Here is a 20,416-nt window from a genome sequence, read left to right as displayed (position 1 = left end):
GGGGTGCGGGTCTCGTGTTCTGCAGGTCGACTGCCGTGTCGTGAGGGCTCATGAGCCCTGGCGCCCGGATGGTCAGACGGCTTGCGGTCTCACGCTCTGTGTCCGGGCTGGACAGGCGTATTCAGAGCGTATACGCTAGCGCTTTGCGCTGGCTTGTGCCTGCAAACCGACCCCGACCCCGAACTGCTCTTGCTATGCGCGCGCTCAGAGCGCGCGTCCGGTCCAGGGTAGGGGACAGGTGAGCAGATGGCACGTCCCGCGCACAGCGTGCACTCGATCCGCAGGGAAGGACCCCTCTTGGCTGCCTCGCGCACCCCTTCTGCTCCGTCCGCCGACGCACTCGCGAAGCGCACCGCGTCGCGTCGCATCTCCTTCGCCAAGATCCACGAGCCCCTCGAGGTCCCCGACCTGCTCGGTCTCCAGACCGAGAACTTCGACTGGCTGCTCGGCAACGAGAAGTGGCAGGCGCGAGTCGCCGCCGCTCTCGAGCAGGGACGTCAGGACGTCCCGGAGACCGCCGGCCTCGAGGAGATCTTCGAGGAGATCTCCCCCATCGAGGACTTCGGCGGCTCCATGTCGCTGTCCTTCCGCGAGCACCGCTTCGAGCCGCCGAAGTACACGGCCGAAGAGTGCAAGGAGAAGGACTTCACGTACGCCGCCCCGCTGTTCGTCACGGCGGAGTTCGTCAACTACACCACCGGTGAGATCAAGAGCCAGACGGTCTTCATGGGCGACTTCCCGCTCATGACCGAGCGTGGCACCTTCATCATCAACGGCACCGAGCGCGTGGTCGTCTCGCAGCTCGTCCGCTCGCCGGGCGTGTACTTCGAGCGCACCCCGGACAAGACCTCCGACAAGGACGTCTTCACCGCGAAGATCATCCCGAGCCGCGGCGCATGGCTCGAGTTCGAGATCGACAAGCGCGACAACGTCGGCGTCCGCATCGACCGCAAGCGCAAGCAGAACGCCACGGTGCTGCTCAAGGCCCTGGGCATGACCGAGTCCGAGATCCGCGAGGAGTTCGCGGGCTTCCCCGCCGTGCTCGACACGCTGGAGAAGGACCACGTCACCGCCGAGGACGAGGCCCTGCTCGACCTGTACCGCAAGATCCGCCCGGGCGAGCCGCCGACGATCGAGGCCGGCCGCGCGCTGATCGAGAACTTCTACTTCAACCCCAAGCGCTACGACCTCGCGAAGGTCGGCCGCTACAAGGTGAACAAGAAGCTCGGCATCGACGTGCCGCTGCGCGACTCGGTGCTCTCGCGTGACGACATCGTCGCGACGATCAAGTACCTGGCCGCCCTGCACGCCGACGTCGCCACGATCGACGGCAAGCGCAACGGCGAGCCCGTCGCGGTGCGCGTCGAGACCGACGACATCGACCACTTCGGCAACCGTCGCATCCGCGCGGTCGGCGAGCTCATCCAGAACCAGGTCCGCACGGGCCTGTCCCGGATGGAGCGCGTCGTGCGCGAGCGCATGACGACGCAGGACGTCGAGGCGATCACCCCGCAGACCCTGATCAACATCCGCCCGGTCGTGGCGTCGATCAAGGAGTTCTTCGGCACGTCGCAGCTGTCGCAGTTCATGGACCAGAACAACCCGCTCGCGGGGCTGACGCACAAGCGTCGCCTGTCCGCGCTGGGCCCGGGCGGCCTGTCCCGTGACCGCGCCGGCATGGAGGTCCGTGACGTCCACCCGTCGCACTACGGCCGCATGTGCCCGATCGAGACCCCGGAAGGCCCGAACATCGGCCTGATCGGCTCGCTCGCCACGTACGGGCGGATCAACCCGTTCGGCTTCGTCGAGACGCCGTACCGCAAGGTCGTGAACGGCGTCGTCACCGACGACGTGCACTACCTGACGGCTGACGACGAGGACCGCTACGTCATCGCCCAGGCGAACGCGCCGCTCGAGGCGAACGGCAAGTTCGCCGAGGACATGGTGCTCGTCCGCCGTAAGGGCGGAGAGGTCGAGATCGTCCCCGGCACCGCCGTGGACTACATGGACATCTCGCCGCGGCAGATGGTCTCGGTCGCGACCGCGCTCATCCCGTTCCTCGAGCACGACGACGCCAACCGTGCCCTCATGGGCGCGAACATGCAGCGCCAGGCTGTGCCGCTGGTCCGCTCCGAGGCGCCGCTCGTCGGCACCGGCATGGAGTGGCGCGCGGCGGTCGACGCCGGCGACGTCATCGTGGCCTCGAAGCCCGGTGTCGTCACCGAGGTGTCGGCTGACCTCATCGTGATCGCCAACGACGACGCGACGACGTCGACCTACCGGGTCGCGAAGTTCCGCCGCTCGAACCAGGGCACGTCCTACAACCAGCGCGTGCTGGTCGACGAGGGCGCCCGCGTCGAGAAGGGCTCGGTCCTCGCGGACGGCCCGGCGACGGACGAGGGCGAGCTCGCGCTCGGCCGCAACCTCCTCGTGGCGTTCATGTCGTGGGAGGGCCACAACTACGAGGACGCGATCATCCTCAGCCAGCGTCTCGTGCAGGACGACGTGCTCTCCTCGATCCACATCGAGGAGCACGAGGTCGACGCGCGCGACACCAAGCTCGGCCCGGAGGAGATCACTCGGGACATCCCGAACGTCTCCGAGGAGGTCCTCGCGGACCTGGACGAGCGCGGCATCATCCGCATCGGCGCCGAGGTCGGCGCGGGCGACATCCTGGTCGGCAAGGTCACGCCCAAGGGCGAGACGGAGCTGACCCCGGAGGAGCGCCTGCTCCGCGCGATCTTCGGCGAGAAGGCCCGCGAGGTCCGCGACACGTCGCTCAAGGTCCCGCACGGCGAGTCCGGCACGGTCATCGAGGTCCGCACGTTCAACCGTGAGGACGGCGACGAGCTGCCCGCCGGCGTGAACGAGCTGGTCCGGGTGTACATCGCCCAGCGACGCAAGATCACCGACGGCGACAAGCTCGCCGGACGCCACGGCAACAAGGGCGTCATCTCGAAGATCCTGCCCGTCGAGGACATGCCCTTCCTGCCCGACGGCACCGCTGTCGACATCGTGCTCAACCCGCTGGGCGTGCCCGGCCGCATGAACGTCGGCCAGGTGCTCGAGACCCACCTCGGATGGGTCGCCAAGCAGGGCTGGGACATCGAGCTCGCCGAGGGCGACGACCTGTCGTGGCGCGACGGCGTCCCGGAGATCGCCGCGAAGTCCCCGGCCGGCAACCCGGTCGCCACGCCGGTCTTCGACGGCGTCCCCGAGGGCACCCTCACCGGGCTGCTCTCATCGACGCTGCCGAACCGCGACGGCGAGCGCATGGTCGACGGCTCGGGCAAGGCCCGGCTGTTCGACGGCCGCTCCGGCGAGCCGTTCCCGGACCCGGTGGCCGTCGGCTACATGTACATCCTGAAGCTGCACCACCTGGTCGACGACAAGATCCACGCCCGTTCGACTGGCCCGTACTCGATGATCACGCAGCAGCCGCTGGGTGGTAAGGCGCAGTTCGGCGGTCAGCGGTTCGGCGAGATGGAGGTGTGGGCGCTCGAGGCGTATGGCGCGGCCTACACGCTGCAGGAGCTCCTGACCATCAAGTCGGACGACGTCCCCGGACGCGTCAAGGTGTACGAGGCCATCGTCAAGGGCGAGAACATCCCCGACTCGGGGATCCCGGAGTCCTTCAAGGTGCTCCTCAAGGAGATGCAGTCGCTCTGCCTGAACGTGGAGGTGCTGTCCTCGGACGGCGTCTCGATCGACATGAAGGAGAACGACGACGAGGTCTACCGCGCAGCGGAGGAGCTCGGCATCGACCTGTCCCGGCGACCGAACGCCAGCAACGTCGAAGAGATCTGAGGTCGAGCCTCGGCCCGGTGACCGTCATCCGTGACGGGCCGGGCCGGGGCCGACACCACCCAGCAGCACCCTCCATCCGCCGGCCGCCCACGCGGCGCCGGCAAGCGAAGGAAGTAGGACCCCCTTGCTCGACGTCAATGTCTTCGATGAGCTGCGAATCGGCCTGGCCACGGCCGAGGACATCCGCACCTGGTCGCACGGCGAGGTCAAGAAGCCCGAGACCATCAACTACCGCACGCTCAAGCCCGAGAAGGACGGCCTCTTCTGCGAGAAGATCTTCGGCCCCACCCGGGACTGGGAGTGCTACTGCGGCAAGTACAAGCGTGTGCGCTTCAAGGGCATCATCTGCGAGCGCTGTGGTGTCGAGGTCACGCGCTCCAAGGTGCGCCGTGAGCGCATGGGCCACATCGAGCTCGCCGCGCCCGTCACGCACATCTGGTTCTTCAAGGGCGTGCCCTCGCGGCTCGGCTACCTGCTCGACCTCGCGCCGAAGGACCTTGAGAAGGTCATCTACTTCGCCGCGTACATGATCACGTCGGTCGACGTCGAGGGCCGCCAGGAAGACCTCCCCAACCTCCAGAACGAGATCGACCTGGAGAAGAAGGAGATCGCCGACCGCCGCGACAACGACATCAACACCCGCGCCCAGAAGCTCGAGGCCGACCTGGCCGAGCTCGAGGCCGAGGGCGCCAAGGCTGACGCGCGCCGCAAGGTCCGCGACTCCGCCGAGCGCGAGATGACGCAGATCCGCAAGCGCGCGGACGCCGAGCTCGACCGCCTCGACCACGTCTGGGACCGGTTCAAGAACCTCAAGGTCGCGGACCTCGAGGGCGACGAGATGCTGTACCGCCAGCTCCAGGACCGCTACGGCAACTACTTCGAGGGCTCGATGGGCGCCGCGGCGATCCAGAAGCGCCTCGAGGCCTTCGACCTGGAGGCTGAGGCGGAGTCGCTGCGCGACACGATCAAGAACGGCAAGGGCCAGCGCAAGACGCGTGCCCTGAAGCGGCTCAAGGTCGTCAACGCGTTCCTCACGACGACGAACTCGCCCACGGGCATGGTCCTGGACGCCGTCCCGGTCATCCCGCCGGACCTGCGCCCGATGGTCCAGCTCGACGGTGGCCGTTTCGCCACGTCGGACCTGAACGACCTGTACCGCCGCGTGATCAACCGCAACAACCGCCTCAAGCGGCTGTTGGACCTCGGCGCGCCCGAGATCATCGTGAACAACGAGAAGCGGATGCTCCAGGAGGCCGTGGACTCGCTGTTCGACAACGGCCGTCGTGGCCGCCCGGTGACGGGCCCCGGCAACCGTCCGCTCAAGTCGATCTCGGACATGCTCAAGGGCAAGCAGGGCCGGTTCCGCCAGAACCTGCTCGGCAAGCGCGTCGACTACTCGGGCCGTTCGGTCATCGTCGTCGGCCCGCAGCTCAAGCTGCACCAGTGCGGCCTGCCGAAGCAGATGGCGCTCGAGCTCTTCAAGCCCTTCGTCATGAAGCGGCTCGTGGACCTCAACCACGCGCAGAACATCAAGTCGGCCAAGCGCATGGTCGAGCGCGCGCGCCCGGTGGTGTGGGACGTCCTCGAAGAGGTCATCACCGAGCACCCCGTGCTGCTCAACCGTGCCCCCACGCTGCACCGCCTGGGCATCCAGGCGTTCGAGCCGCAGCTCGTCGAGGGCAAGGCCATCCACCTGCACCCGCTCGTCTGCGCGGCGTTCAACGCCGACTTCGACGGCGACCAGATGGCTGTCCACCTGCCCCTGAGCGCGGAGGCGCAGGCTGAGGCCCGCATCCTCATGCTCTCGAGCAACAACATCCTGAAGCCGTCGGACGGCCGTCCGGTGACCATGCCCTCCCAGGACATGATCATCGGCCTGTACCACCTGACGCTCGACAAGGACGACGCGAAGGGCGCCGGCCGGGCGTTCTCCTCGGTGTCCGAGGCGATCATGGCGTTCGACCAGGGCAGCCTGGACCTCAGCGCCAAGGTGCGCATCCGCCTCGAGGACCCGGTCCTCGCGGAGGAGGACGCCCCGGAGGGCTGGGAGCAGGGCACGCCGCTGTCGCTCGACACGACGCTGGGCCGCGCGCTGTTCAACGAGCTGCTGCCGGTCGACTACCCGTACGAGAACGGCGTCGTCGACAAGAAGCGGCTGTCGGTCATCGTCAACGACCTCGCCGAGCGCTACCCGAAGGTCGCGGTCGCCGCGTCCCTCGACGCGCTCAAGGAGGCCGGCTTCCGCTGGGCCACCCGCTCGGGCGTCACGATCTCCATCTCGGATGTCGCGACCCCCGCGGCCAAGGCGGCCATCCTCGAGGAGCACGAGGCGCGCGCGGCGAAGGTGCAGGGCCAGTACGACAAGGGCCTGATCACCGACGACGAGCGTCGCCAGGAGCTCATCGAGATCTGGACGCAGGCCACCGACAAGGTCGCCAAGGCGATGCAGGACAACTTCCCGAAGGAGAACACCGTCTACAAGATGGTGGGCTCCGGGGCTCGTGGTAACTGGATGCAGGTCCGTCAGATCGCCGGTATGCGTGGCCTTGTGGCGAACCCGAAGGGCGAGATCATCCCTCGTCCGATCAAGGCCAACTACCGCGAGGGCCTGTCCGTCCTCGAGTACTTCATCGCGACGCACGGCGCCCGTAAGGGTCTGGCGGACACCGCTCTGCGGACCGCCGACTCGGGGTACCTCACGCGTCGTCTGGTGGACGTCTCGCAGGACGTCATCGTCCGCGAGGAGGACTGCGGCACCGAGCGCGGCCTGGTCATGCCGATCGGCGTGCCCGGGTCCGACGGGACGCTGCGCCGCCACGACAAGGTCGAGACGAGCGTCTACTCGCGCACGCTGGCCACGCCGGTCGAGATCGACGGCAAGGTCATCGGCGAGGCGGGGGAGGACATCGGCGACGTGCTGCTCGACGAGCTGCTCGAGGCCGGCGTCACGGAGCTCAAGGTCCGCTCGGTCCTGACGTGCGAGTCGCGTGTCGGCACCTGCGCCAAGTGCTACGGCCGCTCGCTGGCGACCGGCAAGCTCGTCGACATCGGCGAGGCCGTCGGCATCATCGCGGCCCAGTCGATCGGTGAGCCCGGCACGCAGCTGACGATGCGTACCTTCCACACCGGTGGCGTGGCCTCGGCCGACGACATCACGCAGGGTCTGCCCCGTATCCAGGAGCTGTTCGAGGCCCGCACCCCCAAGGGTGAGGGCCCGATCGCGGAGTTCTCTGGCCGGATCACGATCGACGAGGCCGAGCGCACGCGTCGCATCGTGCTCACGCCGGACGACGGCTCCGAGGAGATCGCCTACCCGATCACCAAGCGCTCGCGCCTGCTGGTCGGCGACGGCGACCACGTCGAGGTCGGCACCCAGCTCGTCGTCGGCGCGGTGGACCCGAAGAAGGTCCTCCGCATCCTCGGCCCGCGTGCCACCCAGAAGCACCTGGTGGACGAGGTCCAGGAGGTCTACCGCTCGCAGGGCGTGGACATCCACGACAAGCACATCGAGGTCATCGTGCGGCAGATGCTGCGCCGTGTGACGGTCCTCGACTCCGGCGACACGGACCTGCTGCCCGGCGAGCTCGCCGAGCGTGGCCGGTTCGAGGACGCCAACCGTCGTGCGGTGGCCGAGTCCGGCCAGCCGGCCTCGGGTCGTCCGGAGCTCATGGGCATCACCAAGGCCTCGCTCGCGACCGACTCGTGGCTGTCGGCCGCCTCCTTCCAGGAGACGACCCGCGTGCTGACCGAGGCGGCCATGAGCGGACGCAGCGACCCGCTGCTGGGGCTCAAGGAGAACGTCATCATCGGCAAGCTCATCCCCGCCGGCACGGGCCTGGCCCGCTACCGGAACGTGGAGGTCGAGCCCACCGAGGAGGCGAAGGCCGAGCTGTACCCGTCCTTCGGCTATGACGAGATCGACTTCCCCGCCCTGGGCCTCGGCTCGGGCGAGGCGATCCCGCTCGAGGACATCGACTTCGGCGACTTCCGCTGACGTCTGCCTGACCCGCGTCACCCGGCTGGGGCCCACCGCATGCGGTGGGCCCCAGCTGTGTCTGTCGTGCGGATCCACCGTCTGGCGGAGCCACACGTTGTACGGTGTCCTGTTGCTTTGACGGACTTGGGTCCCGCCGGTAACGTTAGAGACCGTGCCCGCGCCGTCGGGCCCTCGTGCGTGCACGTCCCCGGACACATCAGGACATTGTGAACTGATCCGGGGTGTGCCGGGTGGAGAAGCGATCCGCCGCGTGCGACACACAGTCGATGTGACGTCGACGTGTGCCGCCCTGTGGAGATCGGTCGACACGCCCGGGCGCGGGGGTCGGTGCGGGAGGAAAGGCCTGAGGGCTTCGCACGTGCATGTCGCGCTCGTCGCGGCAGGACCGGGCGGCAGTGCCTCCACCAGACCGGGCTAGGACCTGGTTGACCAGAGACTCACCTACAGACTCGGAGACGTAGTGCCTACGATCCAGCAGCTGGTCCGCAAGGGCCGGCAGCCGAAGACCAACAAGTCGAAGACTCCCGCGCTCAAGGGCAGCCCGCAGCGCCGCGGTGTGTGCACCCGCGTCTACACGACCACCCCGAAGAAGCCGAACTCGGCTCTCCGCAAGGTCGCGCGCGTCAAGCTGTCCAGCGGCATCGAGGTCACCGCGTACATCCCGGGTGTCGGCCACAACCTGCAGGAGCACTCGATCGTGCTCGTCCGCGGCGGCCGTGTGAAGGACCTTCCCGGTGTCCGTTACAAGATCGTCCGTGGCGCGCTCGACACGCAGGGCGTGAAGAACCGCAAGCAGGCTCGTAGCCGTTACGGCGCGAAGAAGGGCAGCAACTGATGCCTCGCAAGGGTCCGGCCCCGAAGCGGCCGCTCATCGTCGACCCGGTCTACGGATCGCCCGTCGTCACGCAGCTCATCAACAAGGTCCTCATGGACGGCAAGAAGTCCGTCGCCGAGTCGATCGTCTACGGCGCCCTCGAGGGCGTCCGTGAGAAGACGCAGGGCGACCCGGTCGTCGTCCTGAAGCGTGCGCTCGAGAACGTGCGCCCCGCCCTCGAGGTGCGTTCGCGCCGCGTCGGTGGCGCCACCTACCAGGTGCCCGTCGAGGTCCGCCCCGTGCGCTCCACGACGCTCGCGCTGCGCTGGCTCACCGACTACTCGCGGGCCCGCCGCGAGAAGACGATGACCGAGCGCCTCATGAACGAGATCCTCGACGCCAGCAACGGCCTGGGCGCAGCGGTCAAGCGCCGCGAGGACATGCACAAGATGGCCGAGTCCAACAAGGCGTTCGCGCACTACCGCTGGTGACCCCCGCGGACCGCGAACTTCCGAGCCAACCGACAAGGGGCTGAACACGTGGCACTGGACGTGCTGACGGACCTCAACAAGGTCCGCAACATCGGCATCATGGCGCACATCGATGCCGGCAAGACGACCACCACCGAGCGGATCCTGTTCTACACCGGGGTCAACTACAAGATCGGTGAGACGCACGACGGCGCGTCGACGATGGACTGGATGGAGCAGGAGCAGGAGCGCGGCATCACGATCACGTCGGCCGCGACGACCTGCTACTGGCACGACAACCAGATCAACATCATCGACACCCCGGGCCACGTCGACTTCACGGTCGAGGTCGAGCGCTCGCTGCGCGTCCTCGACGGCGCGGTCGCGGTGTTCGACGGCAAGGAGGGCGTGGAGCCCCAGTCGGAGACCGTGTGGCGGCAGGCGGACAAGTACGACGTCCCGCGCATCTGCTTCGTCAACAAGATGGACAAGCTCGGCGCCGACTTCTACTTCACGGTGAAGACGATCGTCGACCGCCTCAAGGCCAAGCCGCTGGTCATCCAGCTGCCGATCGGCTCGGAGAGCGACTTCACGGGCGTCGTCGACCTGGTCGAGATGCGCGCGCTCGTGTGGCGCGGCGAGACCGCTCTGGGCGAGGCGTACTCCGTCGAGGAGATCCCGGCCGACCTGGTGGAGAAGGCGGAGCAGTACCGCGCCGACCTCATCGAGGCCGTCGCCGAGGCTGACGAGGACCTTCTGGAGAAGTACCTCGGTGGCGAGGAGCTGACTGTCGCGGAGATCAAGCGCGGCATCCGCAAGCTCACCGTCCAGTCGCTGGCGTACCCGGTGCTGTGCGGCTCGGCGTTCAAGAACAAGGGCGTCCAGCCCATGCTCGACGCCGTGATCGACTACCTGCCGACCCCGCTCGACGTCCCGGCCGTCAAGGGCCACGACGCCAAGAACGAGGAGATCGAGGTCGAGCGCCACCCCGACGCCACGGAGCCGTTCGCGGCCCTCGCGTTCAAGGTCGCGACGCACCCGTTCTTCGGCAAGCTCACCTACGTCCGGGTGTACTCGGGCAAGGTCGCGCAGGGCGCCCAGGTGCTCAACGCGACCAAGGGGAAGAAGGAGCGCATCGGGAAGCTCTTCCAGATGCACTCCAACAAGGAGAACCCCGTCGACGAGGCCTCGGCCGGCCACATCTACGCGTTCATCGGGCTCAAGGACGTCACTACCGGTGACACCCTGTGCGACCCGTCGGCGCCGGTCGTGCTCGAGTCGATGACGTTCCCCGAGCCGGTCATCGACGTGGCCATCGAGCCGAAGACGAAGGCCGACCAGGAGAAGCTCTCCATCGCCATCCAGAAGCTCGCCGAGGAGGACCCGACGTTCCGGGTGCGCCTCGACGAGGAGACCGGCCAGACCGTCATCGGCGGCATGGGCGAGCTCCACCTCGACATCCTCGTCGACCGCATGCGTCGCGAGTTCAAGGTCGAGGCGAACGTCGGCAAGCCCCAGGTCGCGTACCGCGAGACCATCCGCCGCGCCGTGGACAAGATCGACTACGTCCACAAGAAGCAGACGGGTGGCTCTGGCCAGTACGCCAAGGTCCAGATGAGCTTCGAGCCGCTGGACCCGGCCGAGGGCGAGCTGTACGAGTTCGACAACAAGGTCACCGGTGGCCGTGTCCCGCGGGAGTACATCCCCTCGGTGGACGCCGGTATCCAGAGCGCGATGCAGCTCGGTGTCCTGGCGGGCTTCCCGCTCGTGGGCATCAAGGCGATCCTGCTCGACGGCGCTGCGCACGACGTCGACTCCTCGGAGATGGCGTTCAAGATCGCCGGCTCGATGATCCTCAAGGAAGCAGTGCGCAAGGCTGACCCGGTTCTCCTGGAGCCGGTCATGGCCGTCGAGGTGCGCACCCCCGAGGACTACATGGGTGAGGTCATCGGCGACATCAACTCTCGCCGAGGCATGATCCAGTCCATGGAGGACGCGACGGGCGTGAAGGTGATCCGCGCCCTTGTGCCGCTCTCCGAGATGTTCGGGTACGTCGGTGACCTGCGGTCGAAGACCCAGGGTCGTGCCGTGTACTCGATGCAGTTCGACAGCTACTCCGAGGTTCCTCGGAACGTTGCCGAAGAGATCATCAAGAAGACCCGGGGCGAGTAAGTCCCACAGGTCGCAACCTGTAGTTCCACCACACAACCGACCCGTAGGACCGCGCGCTCCGCGTGAGTCACACTGACTCCCGCGTCGTTCGGCAATCTCTACCAAAGTCCTGAGGAGGACCCAGTGGGCAAGGCGAAGTTCGAGCGGACTAAGCCGCACGTCAACATCGGGACCATCGGTCACGTCGACCATGGCAAGACGACGCTGACTGCTGCGATCTCGAAGGTGCTGCACGACAAGTACCCCGACCTGAACCCCTTCACGCCGTTCGACCAGATCGACAAGGCGCCCGAGGAGAAGCAGCGCGGGATCACCATCAACATCTCGCACGTCGAGTACCAGACCGAGAAGCGCCACTACGCGCACGTCGACGCGCCTGGTCACGCCGACTACATCAAGAACATGATCACGGGCGCCGCGCAGATGGACGGCGCGATCCTCGTGGTCGCCGCGACGGACGGCCCCATGGCCCAGACGCGTGAGCACGTCCTGCTCGCCCGTCAGGTCGGCGTGCCGTACCTGCTCGTCGCGCTGAACAAGTCCGACATGGTCGACGACGAGGAGATCCTCGAGCTCGTCGAGGTCGAGGTGCGCGAGCTCCTCTCCTCGCAGGGCTTCGCGGGCGACGACGTCCCCGTGGTGCGCGTGTCCGGCCTCAAGGCCCTCGAGGGCGACCCGCAGTGGGTCAAGTCCGTCGAGGACCTGCTGGACGCCGTCGACGAGAACGTCCCGGACCCGCTCCGCGAGATCGACAAGCCGTTCCTCATGCCCATCGAGGACGTCTTCACGATCACCGGTCGTGGCACGGTCGTCACCGGTCGTGTCGAGCGCGGCTCGCTCAAGGTGAACGAGGAGGTGGAGATCGTCGGCATCAAGGAGAAGGCGATCAAGACCACGGTCACCGGCGTCGAGATGTTCCGCAAGCTGCTTGACTACGCCGAGGCCGGCGAGAACGTCGGTCTGCTCCTTCGTGGCACGAAGCGCGAAGAGGTCGAGCGTGGCCAGGTCGTCGTGAAGCCGGGCTCCATCACGCCGCACACCGAGTTCGAGGGCCAGGTCTACATCCTGGCCAAGGACGAGGGCGGCCGTCACAACCCGTTCTACGGCAACTACCGTCCGCAGTTCTACTTCCGCACGACGGACGTCACCGGCGTCATCACGCTGCCTGAGGGCACCGAGATGGTCATGCCCGGCGACAACACTGAGATCACGGTTCAGCTGATCCAGCCGATCGCCATGGAAGAGGGCCTCGGCTTCGCCATCCGCGAGGGTGGCCGGACCGTCGGCTCGGGCAAGGTCACGAAGATCCTCAAGTGATCTTCCGCAGGGCCCGGACGTTCGCGTCCGGGCCCTGCGCATGTCCCCGGTCGGTTTTCCGACCAGGGCGAGTTGGTCATCGGTGCCATGTTCTGGCACACTGTTCAGGTTGCCCGGTGCGGGCGCGCGCACTCGTGCGCTAGCGCTGATTCGCCGGGCAGAGACACGTTGAGAGCTCTGCAGGCCCCGGGGTCACCCGGCGGTGGAGAGAGCTCAGACAGCACACAACGACCTCGTTTCCGCCGTCCTGGCGTGGAATGCAGCGCGAGAGTGTGTCGCGAAAAGCGACACGCCCGAGCGCGGGGGTCGGACAGAAGCGGTTCGAGAGAGAGAAGTAGACGACGCCATGGCGGGACAGAAGATCCGCATCCGGCTCAAGTCCTACGACCACGAGGTCATCGACAGCTCGGCGCGCAAGATCGTCGACACGGTGACACGCGCTGGTGCGACGGTCGTGGGCCCGGTGCCGCTGCCGACGGAGAAGAACGTCTTCTGCGTCATCCGGTCGCCTCACAAGTACAAGGACAGCCGCGAGCACTTTGAGATGCGCACGCACAAGCGGCTCATCGACATCATCGATCCCACGCCGAAGGCGGTCGACTCGCTTATGCGCCTCGACCTGCCGGCTGACGTGAACATCGAGATCAAGCTCTGACGCTGGGAAGGAACTGATCTTTATGACCACCCAGCAGAACGCGCGCCCCGTCACGGCGCTGCTCGGCACCAAGCTCGGCATGACGCAGGTCTGGGACGCCAACGGGCGTCTCGTCCCCGTCACCGTCGTGCAGGTCGGGACGAACGTCGTGACCCAGGTCCGCTCCGCTGACACGGACGGCTACTCCGCGATCCAGCTGGCCTACGGCCAGATCGACCCGCGCAAGGTGAGCCAGCCGCTGAAGGGCCACTTCGAGAAGGCCGGGGTCACCCCCCGCCGGCATGTGGCCGAGATCCGCACCACCGACGCCTCCGAGTACACGCTCGGCCAGGAGCTCACCGCTGCCGCCTTCGAGGCCGGCTCGCTGGTGGACGTCGTCGGCACGACCAAGGGCAAGGGCACCGCCGGTGTGATGAAGCGTCACGGCTTCCACGGCGTCGGCGCCTCCCACGGTGCGCACCGCAACCACCGCAAGGCCGGCTCGATCGGTGGGGCCTCGACCCCGTCGCGAGTCTTCAAGGGCATCAAGATGGCTGGTCGGATGGGTGTCGACCGCCAGACCACACAGAACCTGACCGTGCACGCGGTCGACGCCGAGAAGGGCCTGGTGCTCCTCAAGGGCGCCGTTCCGGGCCCCAAGGGTGGCGTCGTTGTCGTGCGCTCCGCAGTGAAGGGGGCATGACCCCATGTCTGACACGCTGACGGTTGACGTCCTGGACCCGACGGGCAAGAAGGCCGGCACTGCCGACCTGCCCGCCGACGTCTTCGACGTTCAGACCAACGTCCCGCTGATCCACCAGGTCGTCGTCGCGCAGCTCGCGGCGGCACGTCAGGGCACTGCCTCGACGAAGACCCGTGGCGAGGTCCGCGGTGGCGGCAAGAAGCCGTACAAGCAGAAGGGCACCGGCCGCGCCCGTCAGGGCTCGACCCGCGCGCCCCAGTTCGCCGGCGGTGGAGTGGTCCACGGACCGACGCCGCGCGACTACAGCCAGCGGACCCCGAAGAAGATGAAGGCCGCGGCGCTCCGCGGTGCTCTCTCGGACCGCGCCCGCGCCGGTCGCGTGCACGTCGTCTCGGGCTTCGCCCCGGGCGCCGCGCCGTCGACCAAGTCGGCGCTGAACGTTCTGGCGAACCTGTCGGGTCGCAAGAACGTGCTCGTGGTTGTCGAGCGCCAGGACGAGATCACCTGGAAGTCGCTCCGCAACGTCGAGCGGGTGCACCTGCTGGTCGCCGACCAGCTGAACACCTATGACGTGCTCATCTCGGACGATGTCGTGTTCACGCAGGGCGCGCTCGACGCGTTCCTCGCCGGACCGGCGAAGGGGCGCTCGGCCACGGCCGTCGCGACCGCTTCCGAGGCAGCCGCTGAGGAGGAGACGAAGTGAGCGCCACCGTCGGCAAGGACCCGCGGGACATCCTGCTCGCGCCGGTCGTCTCGGAGAAGAGCTACGGGCTGCTCGACGAGGGCAAGTACACCTTCCTCGTGGACCCCCGCTCGAACAAGACCGAGATCAAGATCGCTGTCGAGCAGATCTTCTCGGTCAAGGTCGCTTCGGTGAACACGGTCAACCGCAAGGGCAAGGCGCGGCGGACCAAGTTCGGCCTCGGCCGACGCAAGGACACCAAGCGTGCGATCGTCACCCTCCGCGAGGGCACGATCGACATCTTCGGCGGACCGGTCGGCTGACGCCGGACCTGAGAGCAGATTGAGGACAGATCCCCATGGGAATCCGCAAGTACAAGCCGACGACGCCAGGGCGCCGCGGCGCAAGCGTCGCCGACTTCGTCGAGATCACGCGCTCCACGCCGGAGAAGTCGCTGGTTCGTCCGCTGCACAAGACGGGTGGCCGTAACGCCACCGGTCGAGTGACCATGCGTCACCAGGGCGGCGGCCACAAGCGTGCCTACCGCGTGATCGACTTCCGTCGTCACGACAAGGACGGCGTTCCGGCGAAGGTCGCGCACATCGAGTACGACCCCAACCGCACGGCGCGCATCGCGCTGCTGCACTACGCGGACGGCGAGAAGCGCTACATCATCGCGCCGAACAAGCTCCGCCAGGGCGACATGATCGAGAACGGTCCTGCCGCTGACATCAAGCCCGGCAACAACCTGCCGCTCCGCAACATCCCGACCGGTACGGTCATCCACGCCATCGAGCTCAAGCCCGGTGGCGGCGCGAAGATCGCCCGTTCGGCGGGTGTCTCGGTGCAGCTCGTCGCCAAGGACGGCCCGTACGCGCAGCTGCGCATGCCGTCCGGCGAGATCCGCAACGTCGACCTGCGCTGCCGCGCGACGGTCGGCGAGGTGGGCAACGCCGAGCAGTCGAACATCAACTGGGGCAAGGCCGGCCGCATGCGGTGGAAGGGCAAGCGCCCCTCCGTCCGTGGTGTCGCCATGAACCCGATCGACCACCCGCACGGTGGTGGTGAGGGCAAGACGTCCGGTGGACGTCACCCCGTGAGCCCGTGGGGCCAGCCTGAGGGCAGGACCCGTCGTCCGAACAAGCCGAGCGACAAGCTCATCGTGCGCCGTCGGCGCACCGGCAAGAAGCGCTGATAGGAGCCTGAGATGCCACGCAGCCTGAAGAAGGGCCCGTTCGTCGACGGACACCTGCAGAAGAAGGTCGACGTCCAGAACGAGAAGGGGACCAAGAACGTCATCAAGACGTGGTCCCGCCGGTCGGTCATCACGCCCGACTTCCTCGGTCACACGTTCGCGGTGCACGACGGCCGCAAGCACACGCCGGTCTTCGTCACCGAGGCGATGGTCGGGCACAAGCTGGGCGAGTTCGCTCCGACCCGGACGTTCCGCGGCCACGAGAAGGACGACCGGAAGGGCCGTCGCCGCTGACCCCCGGGTCAGCCAGGCGACGTCCCTTGACGGCGACGAGACAAGAAGGCAGGACAGCAATGGAAGCCAAGGCGAAGGCGCGGTTCGTCCGCGTCACGCCCCAGAAGGCCCGGCGCGTCGTGGACCTCATCCGTGGCAAGCAGGCCGGCGAGGCCGTTGCGGTGCTGAAGTTCGCACCGCAGGCCGCGGGGGAGACCGTCCTCAAGGTGGTCGAGAGCGCGATCGCCAACGCCCGTGAGGCGGCGAAGCGCAACAACGAGCGCCTTGACGAGCAGGACCTCTACATCTCTGAGGTCTTCGTGGACGAGGGTCCGACGCTCAAGCGGTTCCGTCCGCGGGCGCAGGGTCGTGCGAGCCAGATCCTCAAGCGCACCAGCCACATCACCGTGGTTGTTGCCGAGCGTGAGAGCACGAAGGGAAGGGCCCGATAGTGGGACATAAGGTCAGCCCGCTCGGGTACCGCCTGGGCATCACGACAGACCACCGTTCGCGCTGGTTCTCCGACTCCACCAAGCCGGGGCAGCGCTACCGCGACTACGTCCGCGAGGACGTCGAGATCCGCAAGCTCATGGCCACTGGCCTCGAGCGCGCGGGGATCGCCAAGGTCGAGATCGAGCGCACCCGCGACCGGGTCCGCGTCGACATCCACACCGCCCGCCCGGGCATCGTCATCGGGCGTCGTGGCGCGGAGGCCGACCGCATCCGCGGTGAGCTGGAGAAGCTCACCGGCAAGCAGGTGCAGCTCAACATCCTCGAGGTCAAGAACGCCGAGATCGAGGCCCAGCTCGTCGCGCAGGGCATCGCCGAGCAGCTCGCGAGCCGCGTGTCGTTCCGACGCGCGATGCGCAAGGGCATGCAGAGCGCCCAGCGCGCCGGCGCCAAGGGCATCCGGGTGCAGGTCTCCGGCCGCCTCGGCGGCGCGGAGATGAGCCGTACCGAGTTCTACCGCGAGGGACGCGTGCCGCTGCACACCCTCCGGGCGTTCATCGACTACGGCTTCTACGAGGCCCGCACGACCTTCGGCCGCATCGGCGTGAAGGTCTGGATCTACAAGGGCGACATCACGGAGAAGGAGTTCGCCCGCGAGCAGGCGACCCAGGCTCCGCGCCCGGCGCGTGGCCCGCGTGGCGACCGCGCCGAGCGTCCGTCGCGCGGCGGCGCCCGCCGTCCCGAGCGGACCGAAGCGCCGGCCGAGGCAGCCTCCACCGAGGCTCCCGCGGCGGCGTCCGCTCCTGAGTCCGGAACGGAGGCCTGAGCCGTGCTGATCCCGCGCAGGCTGAAGCACCGTAAGCAGCACCACCCGGGGCGCTCCGGCGCCGCGACCGGTGGCACGCAGATCTCGTTTGGTGAGTTCGGCATCCAGGCTCTCGAGCCCGCCTACGTCACCAACCGGCAGATCGAGGCTGCTCGTATCGCCATGACCCGCCACATCAAGCGTGGCGGCAAGGTCTGGATCAACATCTACCCGGACCGGCCGCTCACGAAGAAGCCTGCCGAGACCCGCATGGGTTCCGGTAAGGGTTCGCCCGAGTGGTGGATCGCCAACGTCAAGCCCGGCCGAGTGCTGTTCGAGCTCGGCGGAGTCCCGGAGCCCCTGGCTCGCGAGGCCATGCGCCGCGCGCAGCACAAGCTCCCGATGAAGACCCGTTTTGTGGTTCGCGAGGGTGGTAACTGATGGCAATCGGAACCAAGGACCTGGCTCCCAGCGAGCTGGACGCCTTCGATGACGAGCGCCTTGTCGCCGAGCTGAAGAAGGCCAAGGAGGAGCTGTTCAACCTCCGCTTCCAGTCGGCGACGGGCCAGCTCGAGAGCCACGGGCGGCTCAAGGCCGTGCGTCGTGACATCGCGCGGATCTACACGATCCTGCGTGAGCGCGAGCTCGGCATCCGTACTGCCCCGAGCGCGAGCGAGTGAGGTCACGATGAGCGCGAACACTGAGAAGGTCGAGGCGGCCCCGGCCGCCGAGGAGACCACCGCCGCCGCTGCCCCGCGTAGCCAGCGCAAGACCATGCGCGGGTACGTCGTCAGCGACAAGATGCAGAAGACCGTCGTGGTCGAGGTCGAGGACCGGGTCAAGCACCCGCTCTACGGCAAGGTCATCCGACGGACGAGCAAGGTCAAGGTGCACGACGAGGCCAGCGCTGCTGGCATCGGCGACCTTGTCACCATCATGGAGACGCGTCCGATCTCGGCAACGAAGCGGTTCCGCCTCGTTGAGATCATCGAGAAGGCCAAGTAGTCCAGCAGTACTCAGAAGTTGCCCACGGGCCTCGTGGGGCTGAAAGAGCCCCACGAGGCGACGTGTGCACGACGGCAACTATCCGTTCGGCCAGGCTCGTTCGCGAGAACCGGCAGACGACAGGAGTTCAGTAGATGATTCAGCAGGAGTCGCGACTTCGCGTCGCCGACAACACGGGTGCCAAGGAGATTCTCTGCATCCGTGTTCTCGGTGGCTCCGGTCGCCGCTACGCCGGTATCGGCGACACCATCGTCGCCACCGTCAAGGACGCGATCCCGGGCGGCAACGTCAAGAAGGGCGACGTCGTCAAGGCGGTCATCGTCCGCACCAAGAAGGAGCGTCGGCGTCCCGACGGCTCGTACATCAAGTTCGACGAGAACGCGGCCGTGATCCTCAAGAACGACGGTGAGCCTCGCGGCACGCGCATCTTCGGCCCGGTGGGCCGCGAGCTGCGTGACAAGAAGTTCATGAAGATCATCTCGCTGGCTCCGGAGGTGCTCTGACCATGGCGAAGATCAAGAAGGGCGACCTCGTGGTCGTCATCTCCGGCCGCGACAAGGGCCAGCAGGGTCGCGTCCTCGAGGTCCTCACGGAGACGCAGCGCGTCGTCGTCGAGGGCGTCCAGCGTGTCACCAAGCACGTCAAGGTCGGCCAGTCGCAGCGCGGCACCCGCACCGGTGGCATCGAGACCGTCGAGGCCCCCATCCACATCAGCAACGTGATGCTCGTGGACCCGGAGACCAAGAAGGGCACCCGGGTCGGCTACCGCACCGAGCAGGTCGAGCGCGATGGACGCACCCGCACGGTCCGGGTCCGCGTCGCCAAGCGCTCCGGTAAGGACATCTGATGACCGCCATCGACGAGACCACGCAGGGCATCAAGCCCCGCCTCAAGACGCGTTACGCCGAGGAGATCGTCCCCGCGCTGCGCGAGGAGTTCCAGCACGAGAACGTCAACCAGGTCGCGCGCCTCACCAAGGTCGTCGTGAACATGGGTGTCGGCGACGCTGCGAAGGACTCCAAGCTCATCGACGGCGCGATCCGCGACCTGACCCTCATCACGGGCCAGAAGCCGCAGGTCACCAAGGCCCGCAAGTCCATCGCGCAGTTCAAGCTGCGTGAGGGCATGCCGATCGGCGCGCACGTCACGCTGCGCGGCGACCGGGCCTGGGAGTTCCTGGACCGGCTGCTCTCGACGGCGCTGCCGCGTATCCGCGACTTCCGTGGGCTCTCGCCCAAGCAGTTCGACGGGCACGGCAACTACACGTTCGGCCTCACGGAGCAGTCCATGTTCCACGAGATCGACCAGGACAAGATCGATCGCGTCCGCGGCATGGACATCACCATCGTGACGACCGCGACGACCGACGACGAGGGCCGCTCGCTGCTCAAGCGTCTCGGCTTCCCCTTCAAGGAGGACTGAACATGGCGAAGACCGCCCTGATCAACAAGGCCGCCGGGACTCAGAAGTTCAAGGTGCGCGCTTACACCCGGTGCCAGAAGTGCGGACGTCCGCACTCCGTGTACCGCAAGTTCGGGCTGTGCCGTATCTGCGTGCGCCAGATGGCTCACGCGGGCGAGCTGCCCGGCGTCACCAAGAGCAGCTGGTAATCAACTACGTCGTCGGTCCGGGGCCACTGGCCCCGGATACCACGGCGAGGAAGGGCTAAAGCCCCAACATGACGATGACCGACCCGATCGCAGACTTCCTGACGCGTCTGCGTAACGCCAACTCGGCGCACCACGACTCCGTGACGATGCCGTACTCCAAGCTCAAGTCGAGCATTGCGGAGATCCTCCAGGCTGAGGGCTACATCGCGAGCTGGAAGGTCGAGGACGCCCGCGTGGGCAAGAGCCTCACCATCGAGCTCAAGTACGGCCCGAACCGTGAGCGCTCGCTCGCCGGCATCAAGCGCGTGTCCAAGCCGGGCCTGCGCGTGTATGCCAAGTCCACCAACCTGCCCAGGGTGCTCGGCGGCCTCGGCGTGGCGATTCTGTCCACGTCCTCAGGCCTCCTCACCGACAAGCAGGCCGCCAAGAAGGGCGTGGGTGGGGAAGTCCTCGCCTACGTCTGGTAAGTCCGAGACGGAAAG

The 20,416-nt window shown here is 67.4% G+C and carries 22 protein-coding genes; all 22 read left to right on the top strand.

The features are described 5' to 3' along the window. The first annotated feature begins 297 nt into the window (after positions 1-297). The 22 genes from rpoB (at position 298) to rpsH (ending at position 20,401) form a co-directional block, all read left to right on the top strand. Entirely contained in the window at positions 298-3,807 is a 3,510-nt protein-coding gene (gene rpoB, locus QUV83_RS13240) for a DNA-directed RNA polymerase subunit beta (protein WP_289565136.1), read from the top strand. Positions 3,808-3,931: 124 nt separating this feature from the next. Beyond that, positions 3,932-7,801: a DNA-directed RNA polymerase subunit beta' gene (locus QUV83_RS13235; RefSeq protein ID WP_289565134.1), complete on the top strand. Its 3,870-nt coding sequence runs from the start codon at positions 3,932-3,934 to the stop codon at positions 7,799-7,801. Positions 7,802-8,264: 463 nt separating this feature from the next. Continuing rightward, positions 8,265-8,639, top strand: coding sequence for a 30S ribosomal protein S12 (gene rpsL, locus QUV83_RS13230; RefSeq protein WP_066582331.1), 375 nt, complete (start codon positions 8,265-8,267; stop codon positions 8,637-8,639). After that, positions 8,639-9,109, top strand: coding sequence for a 30S ribosomal protein S7 (gene rpsG, locus QUV83_RS13225; protein WP_289565132.1), 471 nt, complete (start codon positions 8,639-8,641; stop codon positions 9,107-9,109). Before rpsL ends, rpsG begins: the two co-directional genes overlap by 1 nt. A gap of 48 nt (positions 9,110-9,157) precedes the next feature. Next, a complete protein-coding gene (fusA, locus tag QUV83_RS13220) occupies positions 9,158-11,260 on the top strand; it encodes an elongation factor G (protein ID WP_289565131.1) in 2,103 nt (700 codons plus the stop codon). Between the two features lie 123 nt (positions 11,261-11,383). Continuing rightward, positions 11,384-12,577, top strand: a complete 1,194-nt coding sequence (tuf, locus tag QUV83_RS13215; RefSeq protein ID WP_289565129.1) for an elongation factor Tu — start codon at positions 11,384-11,386, stop codon at positions 12,575-12,577. Positions 12,578-12,923: 346 nt separating this feature from the next. Further along, positions 12,924-13,232, top strand: a complete 309-nt coding sequence (gene rpsJ, locus QUV83_RS13210; protein ID WP_012867945.1) for a 30S ribosomal protein S10 — start codon at positions 12,924-12,926, stop codon at positions 13,230-13,232. 22 nt (positions 13,233-13,254) lie between these two features. After that, the gene (gene rplC / locus QUV83_RS13205) at positions 13,255-13,914 is read left to right on the top strand and encodes a 50S ribosomal protein L3 (protein ID WP_289565117.1); all 660 of its coding nucleotides are present in this window, start codon (positions 13,255-13,257) and stop codon (positions 13,912-13,914) included. A gap of 4 nt (positions 13,915-13,918) precedes the next feature. Then, positions 13,919-14,617 (top strand): 50S ribosomal protein L4, encoded by a 699-nt coding sequence (rplD, locus tag QUV83_RS13200; protein WP_289565115.1) that lies wholly within the window; start codon positions 13,919-13,921, stop codon positions 14,615-14,617. After that, positions 14,614-14,919 carry a 50S ribosomal protein L23 gene (gene rplW / locus QUV83_RS13195; RefSeq protein WP_289565114.1) on the top strand — a complete coding sequence of 102 codons (306 nt, stop codon included), beginning with the start codon at positions 14,614-14,616 and terminating at the stop codon, positions 14,917-14,919. Before rplD ends, rplW begins: the two co-directional genes overlap by 4 nt. Before the next feature lie 35 nt (positions 14,920-14,954). Then, positions 14,955-15,791, top strand: a complete 837-nt coding sequence (gene rplB / locus QUV83_RS13190; RefSeq protein WP_289565112.1) for a 50S ribosomal protein L2 — start codon at positions 14,955-14,957, stop codon at positions 15,789-15,791. 12 nt (positions 15,792-15,803) lie between these two features. Then, positions 15,804-16,085, top strand: a complete 282-nt coding sequence (rpsS, locus tag QUV83_RS13185; protein ID WP_227570309.1) for a 30S ribosomal protein S19 — start codon at positions 15,804-15,806, stop codon at positions 16,083-16,085. Between the two features lie 59 nt (positions 16,086-16,144). After that, positions 16,145-16,516, top strand: coding sequence for a 50S ribosomal protein L22 (gene rplV, locus QUV83_RS13180; protein WP_066582340.1), 372 nt, complete (start codon positions 16,145-16,147; stop codon positions 16,514-16,516). Next, the gene (rpsC, locus tag QUV83_RS13175; RefSeq protein ID WP_066582341.1) at positions 16,516-17,340 is read left to right on the top strand and encodes a 30S ribosomal protein S3; all 825 of its coding nucleotides are present in this window, start codon (positions 16,516-16,518) and stop codon (positions 17,338-17,340) included. Before rplV ends, rpsC begins: the two co-directional genes overlap by 1 nt. A 3-nt stretch (positions 17,341-17,343) precedes the next feature. Next, positions 17,344-17,760, top strand: coding sequence for a 50S ribosomal protein L16 (gene rplP / locus QUV83_RS13170; RefSeq protein ID WP_066582342.1), 417 nt, complete (start codon positions 17,344-17,346; stop codon positions 17,758-17,760). Next, positions 17,760-17,999 (top strand): 50S ribosomal protein L29, encoded by a 240-nt coding sequence (gene rpmC, locus QUV83_RS13165; RefSeq protein WP_034625876.1) that lies wholly within the window; start codon positions 17,760-17,762, stop codon positions 17,997-17,999. Before rplP ends, rpmC begins: the two co-directional genes overlap by 1 nt. 7 nt (positions 18,000-18,006) lie before the next feature. Beyond that, positions 18,007-18,324, top strand: coding sequence for a 30S ribosomal protein S17 (gene rpsQ / locus QUV83_RS13160; RefSeq protein ID WP_289565108.1), 318 nt, complete (start codon positions 18,007-18,009; stop codon positions 18,322-18,324). A gap of 134 nt (positions 18,325-18,458) precedes the next feature. Continuing rightward, positions 18,459-18,827 (top strand): 50S ribosomal protein L14, encoded by a 369-nt coding sequence (gene rplN, locus QUV83_RS13155; RefSeq protein WP_066582344.1) that lies wholly within the window; start codon positions 18,459-18,461, stop codon positions 18,825-18,827. A 2-nt stretch (positions 18,828-18,829) separates the two neighbouring features. Further along, positions 18,830-19,171: a 50S ribosomal protein L24 gene (gene rplX, locus QUV83_RS13150; protein ID WP_289565107.1), complete on the top strand. Its 342-nt coding sequence runs from the start codon at positions 18,830-18,832 to the stop codon at positions 19,169-19,171. Further along, positions 19,171-19,746: a 50S ribosomal protein L5 gene (gene rplE / locus QUV83_RS13145; protein ID WP_227570313.1), complete on the top strand. Its 576-nt coding sequence runs from the start codon at positions 19,171-19,173 to the stop codon at positions 19,744-19,746. Before rplX ends, rplE begins: the two co-directional genes overlap by 1 nt. Before the next feature lie 2 nt (positions 19,747-19,748). Beyond that, entirely contained in the window at positions 19,749-19,934 is a 186-nt protein-coding gene (locus tag QUV83_RS13140) for a type Z 30S ribosomal protein S14 (protein WP_289565105.1), read from the top strand. A gap of 68 nt (positions 19,935-20,002) precedes the next feature. Beyond that, the gene (rpsH, locus tag QUV83_RS13135; RefSeq protein WP_289565103.1) at positions 20,003-20,401 is read left to right on the top strand and encodes a 30S ribosomal protein S8; all 399 of its coding nucleotides are present in this window, start codon (positions 20,003-20,005) and stop codon (positions 20,399-20,401) included. Positions 20,402-20,416: the final 15 nt, after the last annotated feature.

This window comes from Cellulomonas cellasea (assembly GCF_030372105.1).
GTDB lineage: Bacteria > Actinomycetota > Actinomycetes > Actinomycetales > Cellulomonadaceae > Cellulomonas_A > Cellulomonas_A cellasea_A.
Note: the sequence above shows the minus strand (reverse complement) of the source record. Positions and strands in the feature narration are given on the sequence as shown.

Coding starts and splice junctions, on each gene's coding strand:
- rpsH (WP_289565103.1), top strand. CDS start 20,003: ATGACGATGACCGACCCGATCGCAGACTTCCTGACGCGTCTGCGTAAC.
- QUV83_RS13140 (WP_289565105.1), top strand. CDS start 19,749: ATGGCGAAGACCGCCCTGATCAACAAGGCCGCCGGGACTCAGAAGTTC.
- rplD (WP_289565115.1), top strand. CDS start 13,919: ATGTCTGACACGCTGACGGTTGACGTCCTGGACCCGACGGGCAAGAAG.
- rplE (WP_227570313.1), top strand. CDS start 19,171: ATGACCGCCATCGACGAGACCACGCAGGGCATCAAGCCCCGCCTCAAG.
- rpsG (WP_289565132.1), top strand. CDS start 8,639: ATGCCTCGCAAGGGTCCGGCCCCGAAGCGGCCGCTCATCGTCGACCCG.
- rpmC (WP_034625876.1), top strand. CDS start 17,760: ATGGCAATCGGAACCAAGGACCTGGCTCCCAGCGAGCTGGACGCCTTC.
- rpsS (WP_227570309.1), top strand. CDS start 15,804: ATGCCACGCAGCCTGAAGAAGGGCCCGTTCGTCGACGGACACCTGCAG.
- rplB (WP_289565112.1), top strand. CDS start 14,955: ATGGGAATCCGCAAGTACAAGCCGACGACGCCAGGGCGCCGCGGCGCA.
- rplX (WP_289565107.1), top strand. CDS start 18,830: ATGGCGAAGATCAAGAAGGGCGACCTCGTGGTCGTCATCTCCGGCCGC.
- rplN (WP_066582344.1), top strand. CDS start 18,459: ATGATTCAGCAGGAGTCGCGACTTCGCGTCGCCGACAACACGGGTGCC.
- rplC (WP_289565117.1), top strand. CDS start 13,255: ATGACCACCCAGCAGAACGCGCGCCCCGTCACGGCGCTGCTCGGCACC.
- rplV (WP_066582340.1), top strand. CDS start 16,145: ATGGAAGCCAAGGCGAAGGCGCGGTTCGTCCGCGTCACGCCCCAGAAG.
- rpsQ (WP_289565108.1), top strand. CDS start 18,007: ATGAGCGCGAACACTGAGAAGGTCGAGGCGGCCCCGGCCGCCGAGGAG.
- rpsJ (WP_012867945.1), top strand. CDS start 12,924: ATGGCGGGACAGAAGATCCGCATCCGGCTCAAGTCCTACGACCACGAG.